Origin of the sequence: Pedobacter arcticus A12 (assembly GCF_000302595.1) — a bacterium.
Lineage (GTDB): Bacteria > Bacteroidota > Bacteroidia > Sphingobacteriales > Sphingobacteriaceae > Pseudopedobacter > Pseudopedobacter arcticus.
This window is the reverse complement of sequence record NZ_JH947127.1, coordinates 844,578-857,733: the sequence shown is the minus strand read 5'-3', so window position 1 is coordinate 857,733 and position 13,156 is coordinate 844,578. Positions and strand designations below refer to the sequence as shown.

The 13,156-nt window shown below is 38.0% G+C and carries 9 protein-coding genes; 8 read left to right on the top strand and 1 reads right to left on the bottom strand.

Features of this window, described 5'->3' with window-relative positions; genetic code table 11:
* Positions 1 to 29: 29 nt before the first annotated feature.
* From nusA to B176_RS0115440, 7 genes are all read left to right on the top strand, one after another.
* Positions 30 to 1,265: a transcription termination factor NusA gene (gene nusA / locus B176_RS0115470; RefSeq protein WP_017259737.1), complete on the top strand. Its 1,236-nt coding sequence runs from the start codon at positions 30 to 32 to the stop codon at positions 1,263 to 1,265.
* Positions 1,266 to 1,329: 64 nt separating this feature from the next.
* Positions 1,330 to 4,359 (top strand): translation initiation factor IF-2, encoded by a 3,030-nt coding sequence (gene infB / locus B176_RS0115465; protein WP_017259736.1) that lies wholly within the window; start codon positions 1,330 to 1,332, stop codon positions 4,357 to 4,359.
* A 327-nt stretch (positions 4,360 to 4,686) separates the two neighbouring features.
* Positions 4,687 to 6,789, top strand: coding sequence for a HEPN domain-containing protein (locus tag B176_RS0115460; RefSeq protein WP_017259735.1), 2,103 nt, complete (start codon positions 4,687 to 4,689; stop codon positions 6,787 to 6,789).
* A gap of 26 nt (positions 6,790 to 6,815) precedes the next feature.
* Positions 6,816 to 8,327: a TSUP family transporter gene (locus B176_RS0115455; protein ID WP_017259734.1), complete on the top strand. Its 1,512-nt coding sequence runs from the start codon at positions 6,816 to 6,818 to the stop codon at positions 8,325 to 8,327.
* A gap of 11 nt (positions 8,328 to 8,338) precedes the next feature.
* Positions 8,339 to 9,061, top strand: a complete 723-nt coding sequence (locus tag B176_RS0115450; protein WP_017259733.1) for a phosphoadenylyl-sulfate reductase — start codon at positions 8,339 to 8,341, stop codon at positions 9,059 to 9,061.
* A gap of 208 nt (positions 9,062 to 9,269) precedes the next feature.
* Positions 9,270 to 10,160: a sulfate adenylyltransferase subunit CysD gene (gene cysD, locus B176_RS0115445; RefSeq protein ID WP_017259732.1), complete on the top strand. Its 891-nt coding sequence runs from the start codon at positions 9,270 to 9,272 to the stop codon at positions 10,158 to 10,160.
* Positions 10,160 to 11,407, top strand: a complete 1,248-nt coding sequence (locus B176_RS0115440) for a sulfate adenylyltransferase subunit 1 (RefSeq protein WP_017259731.1) — start codon at positions 10,160 to 10,162, stop codon at positions 11,405 to 11,407. Before cysD ends, B176_RS0115440 begins: the two co-directional genes overlap by 1 nt.
* Positions 11,408 to 11,628: 221 nt before the next feature.
* Here B176_RS0115440 and B176_RS0115435 read toward each other — a convergent pair whose 3' ends face one another.
* On the bottom strand, positions 11,629 to 12,255 hold the full coding sequence (locus tag B176_RS0115435) for an outer membrane beta-barrel protein (protein ID WP_017259730.1): 627 nt from the start codon (positions 12,253 to 12,255) through the stop codon (positions 11,629 to 11,631).
* 289 nt (positions 12,256 to 12,544) lie between these two features.
* On the opposite strand from B176_RS0115435, the gene B176_RS0115430 reads away from it, so the two are divergent.
* Positions 12,545 to 13,129 carry a TetR/AcrR family transcriptional regulator gene (locus B176_RS0115430; RefSeq protein ID WP_017259729.1) on the top strand — a complete coding sequence of 195 codons (585 nt, stop codon included), beginning with the start codon at positions 12,545 to 12,547 and terminating at the stop codon, positions 13,127 to 13,129.
* The last annotated feature ends 27 nt before the right edge of the window (positions 13,130 to 13,156 follow it).

Sequence of the window (13,156 nt, the reverse complement as noted above, 5' to 3'; positions counted from 1 at the left end):
TATTTTAGAAAAACAGCAATGATAAAAAAATGAGCAGTATTAATTTAATCGATTCATTTCAGGAGTTTAAAGACTTCAAGAATATTGACAGACCAACGGTAATTAGCGTATTGGAAGAAGTTTTCCGTAGCATGTTACGCAAACGTTTTGGTACTGATGAAAATTGCGACGTAATTGTGAATCCAGATAATGGAGATTTAGAGATTTGGAGAACCAGAACTGTAATGGAAAATGGTTTTTCTGAAGATGATGATTTAGAAATTGAATTGTTAGATGCTCATAAAATAGATCCAGATTTAGAGGTTGGTGATGATTTTATCGAGCAAATTACTTTAGAAAGTTTTGGAAGAAGAGCAATTTTAGCGGCCCGTCAAACTTTAGTTTCTAAAATTTTGGAATTAGAAAAAGACGAGATCTTTAAAAATTACAAAGATAGAGTAGGAGAGATTGTTACTGGAGAAGTTTACCAAGTTTGGAAAAAAGAAACTTTGGTTTTAGACGATGAAGGTAACGAACTTATTTTACCTAAAACAGAGCAAATTCCTGCAGATTATTTCAAAAAAGGAGATTCGGTAAGAGCGGTTGTGTACAAGGTAGAAATGCTAAACAGTAATCCTCGTATCATTATCTCTCGTACAGCACCAGAATTTTTACAGCGTTTGTTTGAATTAGAGGTTCCTGAGATTTTCGACGGTTTAATCACCATCAAAAAGATTGTACGTGAACCAGGTGAAAGAGCCAAAGTTGCGGTTGAATCTTACGATGATAGGATTGACCCAGTTGGAGCTTGCGTTGGAATGAAAGGATCTCGTATCCATGGTATTGTAAGAGAATTGAAAAATGAGAATATTGATGTAATTAACTTTACGGCTAATATTTCCTTATACATCCAAAGAGCTTTATCCCCTGCTAAAATCACGTCTATTAAGTTAGATGATGAAACCATGAGAGCTGCGGTTTATTTAAAGCCAGATCAGGTTTCTTTAGCAATTGGCCGCGGTGGGCATAATATTAAATTGGCAGGGAAGTTGACCGGCTATGAAATTGATGTTTACCGCGAATCTACTGAGGAGGAAGAAGATGTTGATTTAGAAGAATTCTCAGATGAAATTGACGGATGGATAATAGATGAGTTTAGGAAGATAGGTTTAGATACCGCAAAAAGTGTTATAGCGTTAACCGCTGCAGAATTGGTTAAACGTACAGACTTAGAAGTAGAAACCGTAGAAGAAGTTCTAGGGATTTTACGCTCAGAGTTCGAATAATTTTTGTTTTGCAGTAACTAAACGTACTTTTGTGTTAAATAATAGGTTAGAAAGAGAACAATAAATGTCAGAAGACAAAAACTTAGGAATATTAAAAGTTGCGAAAGAGCTAAACATAGGTTTAGGTACCATCGCCGAGTTTTTAAATGGCAAAGGCTTCAGTGTTGAAGCTAAACCAAATACAAAACTTACAGGCGATATGTATGGCGCTCTTTTAAAAGAGTATCAAGGTGATAAAAACCTTAAAGAAGAGGCGAAAAGTATTGTAATTGGTAAAATCCGTCGTGAAGATGCAAATACCGTTATTGACTCAAACGATACGCCTTTAGCTCCACCTGTGAAAGAAAATGAGGAAGTGGCGGAAATTTTGATTAAAAATACTGGTTCGTCTCAAAAAATAGATGCACCAGTTGCGCCTGCCCCAGCAACTCCTAAAGTTACGGAAACTGAAACAACTGCAACACCAGAGGCTCAACAGAGTCCAGGTGTAAAAGTAGTTGGTAAAATTGATTTAGACAGTCTGAATACTAAAACTCGTCCGGATAAAAAAGCTAAAGAAGAGCAAGCTGTGGTAACACCTAAAGCTCCAGAGGTAGTGGTACAAAAGGAAGAAGTTAAAGTTCCGGCACCAGAACCTGTAAAAGAAATTAAACAGGAAGAGCCTGTGCAACCAAAGGCAGAAGAGAAGGTAGTAGAACCTAAAGCAGAGGAAGCTCCAAAAAAGGCTGAACCCGTTAAAGAGGTTGAAGCACCAAAAGAAGCAGAAGTACCTAAGGCTGTTGAAAAAGAAGTTGAAAAGCCTGTAGTAGTAGCAACGCAAGTAGAAGCACCATCAGCTCCAGAAGAGGATGATGATGTAATTAGAGCAAAAGCAAAACAGCTAACAGGGCCTAAAGTAATTGGCAGAATAGAACTTCCGGTTAACAAGAAAAAAGATCAACCGGTTGCGTCCTCCTCTAATCCAAATACCGCAGATAATAAGAGAAAACGTAAGCGCAAACCTACTGTAGGTACTGGAGTTGGAACTCCACGTCCGGCAGGAACACCTGGCGCACCAGGTTCGCATACACAAAGACCGGGTGGTGGCGCAAATACAGGCGCTGGGAATAACAGACCAGCACATTCTAATGGTGCAAGACCTCCACACAAAAGAGGGCAACCAGTTCCGCCTAAGGCAGAACCTACAGAAAAAGAAATCCAAGATCAGATTAAAGCAACACTTGCAAGATTAAGCGGTGCTGGTAAATCGGGTAAATTTGCACAAAGATCTAAACTGAGAAGACAAAAACGTGATGACGTTGCTGCAACTACAGAAGAAAGATTAGCTGCAGAGCAAATGGAATCCAAAGTATTAAAAACCACCGAATTTGTTACGGCAAATGAGTTGGCTACCATGATGGATGTTACTGTAACCGAGATTATAGCAACTTGTATGAGTTTAGGTCTGTTTGTGTCTATCAACCAAAGGTTGGATGCTGAAACCCTGACGATTGTTGCTGATGAGTTTGGCTACGAGATCCAGTTTGTAGGTGCAGAACAAGAAGAAATAAATTTAGAAGAGGAAGATAGCGAAGAAGATTTAGTGCCACGTTCACCAATTGTAACCGTAATGGGTCACGTAGATCATGGTAAAACATCTTTGTTAGATTTTGTTCGTAAAGCAAATGTAATCTCTGGCGAAGCTGGAGGAATTACGCAGCATATTGGAGCCTATGAGGTAAAAGTAGAGGGAGATAAGAGTATCACATTCTTAGATACTCCAGGTCACGAAGCCTTTACCGCAATGAGAGCCCGTGGAGCTAAAGTAACAGACGTTGCAATTATTGTAATTGCTGCGGATGATACCGTGATGCCACAAACCACAGAAGCAATTAACCACGCGTTGGCTGCAAATTTACCAATGGTATTTGCATTCAATAAAATGGATAAGCCAGGTGCAAGACCCGATAAAATTCGTGAGCAATTATCAGCAATGAACATTTTGGTAGAAGAGTGGGGTGGTAAATACCAAACTCAAGAAATCTCTGCAAAATCAGGAATGAACATTGATAAGTTGTTAGAGAAAGTATTGCTTGAAGCAGAATTATTAGAACTTAAAGCGAATCCTAAGAAAAGAGCTGTTGGTACTGTAATAGAAGCCCAGTTAGATAAGGGTAGAGGTTATGTTGCTACTGTATTAGTTGAAGCTGGAACGTTAAAGGTAGGAGATCCTATTTTAGCAGGATCGTACGCTGGTAGGGTAAAAGCACTTTATAATGAAAGAGGAGCTCGTGTAAACCAAGTAGGACCATCACAACCGGTACAAGTATTAGGTTTTGCAGGTGCACCGCAGGCAGGAGATCGTTTTAACGGAGTAGAAAGTGAGCCAGAAGCTCGTGATATTGCAAACAAACGTTTACAACTACAACGTGAGCAAGGTCTGCGTACGCAGAAACACATTACGCTTGATGAAATTGGTCGTCGTTTGGCAATTGGTAACTTTAAGGAGCTTAACATCATTATCAAAGGTGACGTGGATGGTTCTGTTGAAGCATTATCCGATTCATTGCAGAAACTTTCTACCGAGCAGATTTCGGTTAAAATCGTTCACAAAGCGGTTGGTCCAATCTCAGAATCCGATGTATTATTGGCAACTGCTTCAGATGCGATTATTATCGGTTTCCAGGTACGTCCATCAGCAGGTGCTCGTAAATTAGCAGAAGCAGAAGAGATCGATGTAAGATTGTACTCTATTATTTACAAAGCTATTGACGAGATTAAAGCGGCAATGGAAGGTATGTTAGCGCCAGAATTCGAAGAGAAGATTGTTGCAAACGTGGAGATCAGAGAAACTTTTAAAATCACTAAAGTTGGTACAATCGCCGGTTGTATGGTGTTAGATGGTACTATTCACAGAAATAGTAAGATCAGAATTATCCGCGAAGGCGTGGTAGTTTACACGGGCGAATTGGAATCATTAAAACGTTTCAAAGACGATGTGAAAGAAGTCAACAGAGGTTACGAGTGTGGACTGAATATCAAAGGATATAATGACATACAAGAAGGTGATATTGTTGAAGCTTACGAACAAGTTGAAGTGAAAAGAAAGCTCTAATAAACTGATTTTTATATAAATTATTTAAACCGTTTAGATTTTTCTAAACGGTTTTTTTATGATGTAGGTTTTGATTTTATTATACAACTAATTGATTATTAGTTGGTTATTGTGTTGTAGATTATTCTAAAAAATAAAGTCTACTAAATCTATATATTTTATATATTTGCCCTGCGAATCATTCATTTTTTATGATTTGTTTTTCTTTCCGAGCTTTCGTAGATGTGAGATAGCGTTGGAGAGGGAAAATACGAGGATTTTGGATAATTTTGTGTTATTAATTCCTCTTCTACAAATAAAAGAAGAGGTTTTTTAGGTTGAAAATTTATGTTGAGTTTTAGAAGTGAGCTTGAAAACCCAGTAGTTGAAAAAGAGATTATTGATCTTGAACGTAAAATCAGAGCGTTTCGTGATGGTAAAATTCATGACGATAAGTTTAAGAGTTTAAGATTAGCCCGGGGAATTTACGGTCAGCGCCAACCTGGTGTTCAAATGGTCCGTATAAAAATTCCATTTGGGAAAGTTACTTTTAAGCAGCTTTTAAAAATTGCAGACGTTTCTGATGAATTTGCATCGTCAAACCTGCATTTTACAACCCGCCAGGATATCCAAATCCATTACGTAAGTTTAGATAGAACGCCAGAGCTTTGGGCTAGGTTGGCAGAAGACGGCGTAACAACTCGCGAGGCTTGTGGTAATACAGTAAGAAATATCACAGCATCGGCAATTGCAGGGATCGATCCAAAAGAGCCTTTTGACGTTTCTCCTTATGCTTTTGGGTTTTTTAAATACTTTTTGCGTAACCCAATCTCTCAAGAAATGGGTCGTAAATTTAAGTTTGGTTTTTCATCAAGCGAAGACGATACCGCGATTTCATTTATTCACGATATAGGTTTTATCCCGAAAGTTAAAATTGAAAACGGCGAAGAGGTAAGAGGTTTCAAGGTGGTTTTAGGTGGAAGCTTAGGTGCGCAACCTTACATTGGTCAATTGGTTTATGAGTTTTTACATGAGGATTTAATTATTCCTTTTTCAGAATCTGTTATCCGCGTTTTCGATCGTTATGGAGAAAGAGCAAACAGAAATAAAGCCCGTTTAAAGTTTTTGTTGAACAAAGTTGGTTTTCAGGAGTTTTTGAAAATGGCCGAGGAAGAACTTACGGCAACAAAAGTAAAATCTTTCAAAATTGACAGAGACACAGTTGAATTACCAAACATTCCGGATGCGATAGTTACGGATGTAGAAATTCCAGCCGATAAGAAATTAGCTTACGAAATGTGGCTAGGAACAAACGTTTTTCCTCAAAAGCAAGAAGGATTTAACGGCGTTTTTATCAAGGCGCAAACTGGTGACATGTCAACAAGTGTGGCTAGAGAATTTGTTAAAGCTATTAGTCCGCTAGTGGCTGATGAAATGCGAGTTACAATTAGTCAAGGTTTATTGCTGAAATATGCTCGTACAGAAAATTTGCCTGCGTTATTTTTAGCTTTAGACAAATTGAATTTAACGGCAGCAGGTCATGATAGTGTTGCAGATGTAACTACTTGTCCAGGCACAGATACCTGTAACCTTGGGATTTCAAATTCTATGGAGCTTTCCAGAGTTTTAGAATCTGTAGTTTATGAGGAGTATGAGGAATTTGTTTACAACAAAGAAATCAAGATAAAAATAAGTGGCTGTATGAACAGCTGTGGTCAACATGGTATTGCACATATTGGCTTTCACGGTAGTTCGATGAAAGTTAATGGTAAGGTGATGCCGACGGCCCAAGTTTTAATTGGTGGAGGTGTTGTTGGTAATGGTGAGGGTAGAGTTGCAGATAAAGTGATTAAAGTGCCAACTAAAAGAGCGCCACAGGTTTTACGTACCATTTTAGATGATTATAAAGAAAAAGGAAGTGCATACCAAAGTTTCCATCAATATTATGATGATTTAGGTAAAGATTATTTTTACCAAATGTTGAAGCCAATTGCAGATCAATCAAATGTGGAAGACCATGAATATGTGGATTGGGGACACGAGGAGAAATATGAAAAAGCAATTGGTGTTGGAGAATGTGCGGGAGTAATCATTGATTTGGTTGCAACTTTAATGTACGAAGCAGAAGAGAAATACAGCTGGGCGCTAGAAACTTATGAAGCTAAGGGATGGGCGGATGCTATTTACCATGCTTATAATACGATGGTTAGTGCTGCAAAAGCTTTGTTGTTAGATAAGGGTGTTAGCCAAAGTACACAGATTGGTGTGATGACAGCTTTTGACGAAAACTATGCCGGACAGTTTGGAGTAGAAAGTTTAAAAGAAACCATATTACAGATCAACAAAAACGAGCCAAGCCAAGCTTTCGCGGAAGCTTATTTGGCACAAGCGAGTGATTTTTTAAATCAGGTTAAAAACTTTAGAGAAGTACCTGCAACTGCTAGCAATTAAAATTTAAAGCCTTAATAAAGGCCTATATGAGTTTATCAATTAAAAATATAGAAGGAGTTGAAGTGGATAACGGTAACGAGTTGTTCCCGGTGTTTTTGAAACTTCAAAACTTTCAAACCTTAGTTGTTGGCGGAGGAAATGTAGGTTTAGAGAAACTAGACGCTATATTAAACAACAGTCCAAAAGCGAAAGTTACCATTGTTGCCGATCGATTTTTGAATGAGGTAAAAGCATTGGCCACAAAGTATGCAACTATTAATCTTTTAGAACGCAAGTTTGAAGATAGCGATTTAGAAGGAGCGGAGTTGGTTATTTTAGCAACCGATAATAAAGAGTTACATCGATATATCAGAGCTTTAGCTAAGGCAAAAGGTATTTTGGTAAATGTGGCTGATACGCCAGAACTTTGTGATTTTTACTTAGGTTCCATAGTTAAAAAAGGGAATCTGAAGATTGCAATTTCTACAAACGGTAAATCACCAACGGTAGCTAAACGTATTAAGCAGGTTTTAAACGAAAACATTCCAGAAGAGATTGACGAAACTCTGGAAAATATGAGTCAGTTACGGTCAACCTTAAGTGGAGATTTTTCTGACAAAGTGAGAGCGATGAACCAAGCGACAGTGGGCTTGGTGCAGAAAGATGGTGTAAAGCCACAAATTTCCTCTTTGAAAGTGAGTTTGGTACTGTGGACATTGGTAGTAGCTTTTGCAGCGTTGACTTTTTACGTAATCTTTAAAGAAGAACCAGAGTTTAGGGCTTATGTGGAGGGAATTAATCCAAAGTTTTATTGGTTTTTAGCCGCCGGTTTCGTGTTTGCCATGGTTGATGGAGCAATTGGGATGTCTTACGGAGTTACATCAACTACGTTTTCTTTGTCCATGGGTATTCCACCTGCATCTGCAAGTACGGCAGTTCACATTTCAGAAATATTGAGTAACGGAATAGCTGGCTGGATGCACTTTAAAATGGGTAACGTAAATAAAAAGCTCTTTAAAGTGTTGATTATTCCGGGTATAGTTGGAGCCGTGACTGGTGCGTTTATCCTTTCATCTTTAGAGGAATATAACCACTACACAAAACCCTTAATTTCGGTTTACACTTTGATTTTAGGAATTGTAGTATTAAAGAAAGCTTTTGCTTTAAATAAAAAAAGAGTCGCCAAAGCGGATAAGATAAAAAAGATAGCACCACTTGGATTTTTCGGTGGATTTATTGATGCAGTAGGTGGCGGAGGATGGGGGTCAATTGTACTTTCGTCTTTGATAGCCGGCGGTAGAAACGCCCGCTACTCATTAGGAACGGTGAAGATGACCCGATTTTTTATTGCGTTGATGAGTTCGTTAACGTTTTTAACCATGCTAGATGGTTTACGTTGGTATGCCGTTGCAGGTTTGGTAATAGGTAGCGCAATAGCGTCGCCAATTGCGGCAAAGGTTTCTAATAAAATATCAGCTAAAACCATTATGGTTGCAGTTGGGATAATTGTAATTTTGGCGAGTTTAAATACAATCGGTAAATTTTTAATGGCGCTGTAAAGAAACTGAAGATGAATATAGATGAAGTAAAACAAGCGATAGCAGGCTTAGGCCCACAACAGCTTTTGGCTTTTGTTGCCCAAAACTTTGGCGGAAAAGCAGTTTTTTCTACCAGTTTTGGTTGGGAAGATCAGGTGATTTCTGATATGATTTTTACTGAAGACCTAAATGTTAAAGTTTTTACTTTAGATACCGGGCGTATGTTTACAGAAACTTATTACACCTGGAACCGTACCTTAGAAAAGTATCAGAAGCCGATTTACACGTTTTATCCCGACAAAGAAAAACTACAAGAAATGGTGACAAAAAAAGGTCCAAGTAGTTTTTATGAATCTGTGGAAAACAGAAAAGAGTGTTGTGGCATCCGTAAAGTTGAACCTTTAAATAGAGCTTTAGCAGGTCACGAGGTTTGGATAACCGGAATAAGGGCAGATCAATCTGCAAATCGCGAGGATATGCAATGGGTTGAGTGGGATGCAGCGCACAACTTAATAAAAGTACATCCACTTTTCTTTTGGAGTTTGGATGAGGTGAAAACCTACGTTAATGAAAAGAATGTTCCTTACAATCCGCTACATGATAAAGGCTTTCCTAGTATAGGTTGCCAACCGTGTACACGAGCGGTGCAGCCAGGCGAAGATTTTAGAGCCGGTCGTTGGTGGTGGGAAGATGCAAGTAAGAAAGAATGCGGATTACATGATGTAACCGCACATGAAGAAGTTTTTAAGCCGTAAATAAGGCAAACGGTTATTAACCCGTAGTCCGCAATGGGATGAAGACTTATAAGTTGCTAAAGTCAACAGTTTTTAGTTGGTAGTTCGCAACTGGACGAAGACTTATAATTTGAAATGAATGAATAAAAAAGTCTTAAGCAGAGGTTAGATTTATCACCATATAATATGGTCTTATTACTTACTACTTAATACTTATTACTTTAAAAAAATGGATTATTTAGATCAACTAGAGGCAGAAGCCATCGCAATTTTAAGAGAGGTTGCTGGGCAATTCGAAAAACCTGCCCTGTTATTCTCTGGAGGAAAAGATTCGATTACGTTGGTACGTTTAGCAGAAAAAGCTTTCCGTCCGGGTAAGTTTCCTTTTCCTTTGGTACACGTAGATACCGGACATAACTTTCCCGAGGTTATTGAATTCCGTGACCGTTTAGCTAAACAAATTGGTGAAAGATTAATCGTAGCTAACGTACAAGATGCTATCGATAGCGGAAAAGTAATTGAGCAAAAAGGTAAAGACGCAAGCAGAAATGCCTTACAAACAGTTTCGCTTTTAGAAGTTATAGAACAAAATAAATTTGACGCTTGTATCGGAGGTGCTCGTAGAGACGAGGAGAAAGCCAGGGCAAAAGAACGTATTTTTTCTGTACGTGATGAGTTTGGACAGTGGGATCCAAAACGTCAAAGACCAGAGCTTTGGAATACTTTCAACGGCAGAATCAATAAAGGAGAAAATGTAAGGGTTTTTCCAATTAGCAATTGGACAGAGCTCGACGTTTGGAACTATATTAAGCGAGAAAAAATCGAAATTCCTTCTATTTATTATTCTCATAACCGAGAAGTAATTGAACGAAATGGGGTTTGGATGGCAGCACACGAGTTTTTAAACATGGATGCGGATGATACAGTTTACACCAAAAGCGTACGTTTCCGTACGGTTGGTGATATGACTTGTACTGCAGCTGTTGAATCTGTGAAAACCGATATTGACGATATTATTTTAGAAATCAGTCAGTCAAAAATTAGTGAAAGAGGTGCCCGTATGGATGATAAAGTTTCTGAAGCAGCCATGGAAGACCGTAAAAAAGGAGGATACTTTTAATGGATATATTAAAATTTTTAACAGCAGGTAGTGTTGACGACGGAAAGAGCACTTTAATTGGTCGTTTATTGTACGATACAGGTTCTGTATTGGCAGATCAATTAGAAGCGATTCAAAAATCAAGTCGTAAAAATGAAGATGGGACGGTTGATTTGGCCATTTTAACAGATGGATTAAAGGCCGAGCGTGAGCAAGGAATTACCATAGATGTAGCGTATAAATATTTCCAAACAGAGAAAAGGAAGTTCATTATTGCTGATACTCCGGGGCATATCCAATATACTCGTAATATGGTTACAGGCGCTTCAAACGCCGATTTGTCCATTATTCTGATTGATGCCCGTAAAGGTGTTATTGAGCAAACAATTCGTCACACCTATTTAGTGTCGCTTTTAGCTTTAGAGCATGTGGTTGTTTGTGTTAACAAAATGGACATGGTTGATTATAGCGAGGAGGTTTTTGATCGAATCCACGCTGAATATCATGCTTTAGCGGTAAAATTAGGTATACATGAAGTAACTTTTATCCCCGTAAGTGCTTTACACGGAGATAATATTGTAAATGATTCTGTAAATATGCCTTGGTATAAAGGAAAAAACTTATTGGATCATTTAGAAACTGTTCCTGTACGTGAACTCGATACTTTGTTGCCTGCTCGTATGGCGGTACAATGGGTTGTGAGACCGCAAACAGATGAACTGCATGATTATAGAGGTTATGCTGGTAGGATTTTGAGCGGTGCGCTAAAATTGGGAGATACAATAAAGGTTTTTCCATCAGGTATGAAGTCAACCATTTCTAAGATCGAAACTTTTGATGGTGAACATGCAATTGCGGAAGATGGAAAATCAATCACTTTGCATTTAGCGGATGAGATAGATATCAGTCGTGGAGACATGATTGGAGAAATTGAACGTCCGCCGATTGTTTCCAACGAAATTGAGGCAGATATCTGCTGGATGGACACACGCGAGTTAGATACTTCTGCAACTTATTTTATCCAACACCAAAGCAAGGTAACGCGTTGCAAAATACGGGAGATTTTGTACAAAGTAAATATCAATACGCTTGAAAAAGTGAATGCAGATAGTTTTGGATTAAACGATATTGGTAGGGTTGAAATAAAGACAGCCGATGAGTTGGCTTTTGATCCATACGATAAAAACAAAAGAAACGGTGGTGCTATTATCATTGATAGCCGTACAAACGTTACCGTTGGCGCTTTAATGCTGAGAGCGGCATTGTAGCGAAGTAATATTTGATGATTTAAGATCCTCTGATTAAACAATCAGGGGATTTTTTTTTGGGGGGAGATACTAAGCTGTGTCAGCGAACTTCGAAATACAACAAACGTTTGGTAGTTGTGCAGAAGCTTTATAGTTCGTACTACTCTAAGCTTCCCGAAGTTTTATAAACAACAAAAGGTTGCCTTGTAAGGCAACCTTTTGTTAATATGGTTTTGTTCTAATTAGAAGTAAAACTGAACTCCAATTTGTGGAGCAAAGAAATCTGTTCCAATTGCGAAGCTGTCGTTACCTGCACCTTTAACTGTATTGTTGTTTGCATCTTCTACTTTCAGGTTATTGTAAGAAATACCTTTAAAAGCAAACTCAATTCCGATTTTTTTAGATGGGAAGTAAGTGAAACCTGGAGATAAAACAACACCAATAGCAGTAGAGTTGCCAATTTTATCGCCTGATTTGCCATCAGCATCAGTTTCTTTTGCCGTTCCAAAAGCCAAAGGCACTTGCGCCTGACCAAAGAAAGCGAATTTTTCCGCAATTGGTACATAAACTCTACCGAAAGGAGCAACAACAAAAGCCTCAGTTTGACCTGCGATTAACGCTCCGCTAGCTACTCCAATGTTAGTATATTGATATCCTAAACCCGTACCTAAAGCAATATTATCTGAAATAAAGTAACCTACGTTTGGTACGATACTGAAATTTTCTACCGCTTTAGAATTACTTGCATCGGATTTTACTGATTCGTAAGATGCGCTTCCTCCTAAAATCCATTTTCCTTTTTCTGTTTGTGCTTGGCTGCTAAATGCTAAACCTGTTAAAACTGCGATTGACAAAATTAATTTTTTCATGATTTTATTTGTTTTTGTTTATTAATAGTAATCGATTTGATTTTTATGTTTTCGACTATGAAACAAAAATAGTCTAAAATTTATTCACTGCGAAATTGAATTACGGGTTAAAAATGAAGAGGAATCGTAACTCATTGACTAACGGCATATTTGACGGATAGCTGACGTATCTATTACAGAATGCTGACGATTTTTGTGGTGATTCTTTCGTTTATAGTCCATGAAACTATTTAATTTATTTTTGTATATTAGACTAACCAAAAATTTTAGTCGATAAAAAAGAGGTGTAATGAAAGAAGACGAATTAGATTTAGAGATATTGAAAGCAGCAAAAACGTTGTTTTCTCAGTACGGTTTAAAGAAAACCACCATGGACGAAGTTGCCAAGGTGGTAGGGAAGGGCAAAAGTACGCTTTATTATTACTATCCAGGTAAAACGGAATTGTTCCAATCGGTAGTAAAGCATGAGATGATGAACGCTACGAAGCTGATAAGAGTGGCTGTAAATAGAGAAAGTACCGCCTTCGCAAAATTCTCTGCCTATATATTGTCCCGTTTAGCATTAAGGGCAGAAAGCGTTAATCTTTCAAAGGTAGTATTGGATGATATTTTTGATCACTATAAAGAGATTTATCCCTTAAAAGAAGAGTTTGAGGAAATCCACCTTAATTTTATAAAAGAAATTATTAACGGTGGCGTCCAATGTGATGAGTTTAAGAAAATGTCTGAAAATGATATCTGTTTTTTAAGCTCGTGGATTAATGCTGCACTATCTGGACTGGAAAGACCAGGGCAAAAGTCTATATCTGTAAACAACACTACTGATTGTAATCAGATAATCAGTTACATTCTATATGGGATTGTTAAAAGTTAGTTTCGACTTTTAGACTGTTTTCTTCGA

Coding starts and splice junctions, on each gene's coding strand:
- nusA (WP_017259737.1), top strand. CDS start 30: ATGAGCAGTATTAATTTAATCGATTCATTTCAGGAGTTTAAAGACTTC.
- infB (WP_017259736.1), top strand. CDS start 1,330: ATGTCAGAAGACAAAAACTTAGGAATATTAAAAGTTGCGAAAGAGCTA.
- B176_RS0115460 (WP_017259735.1), top strand. CDS start 4,687: ATGTTGAGTTTTAGAAGTGAGCTTGAAAACCCAGTAGTTGAAAAAGAG.
- B176_RS0115455 (WP_017259734.1), top strand. CDS start 6,816: ATGAGTTTATCAATTAAAAATATAGAAGGAGTTGAAGTGGATAACGGT.
- B176_RS0115450 (WP_017259733.1), top strand. CDS start 8,339: ATGAATATAGATGAAGTAAAACAAGCGATAGCAGGCTTAGGCCCACAA.
- cysD (WP_017259732.1), top strand. CDS start 9,270: ATGGATTATTTAGATCAACTAGAGGCAGAAGCCATCGCAATTTTAAGA.
- B176_RS0115440 (WP_017259731.1), top strand. CDS start 10,160: ATGGATATATTAAAATTTTTAACAGCAGGTAGTGTTGACGACGGAAAG.
- B176_RS0115435 (WP_017259730.1), bottom strand. CDS start 12,255: ATGAAAAAATTAATTTTGTCAATCGCAGTTTTAACAGGTTTAGCATTT.
- B176_RS0115430 (WP_017259729.1), top strand. CDS start 12,545: ATGAAAGAAGACGAATTAGATTTAGAGATATTGAAAGCAGCAAAAACG.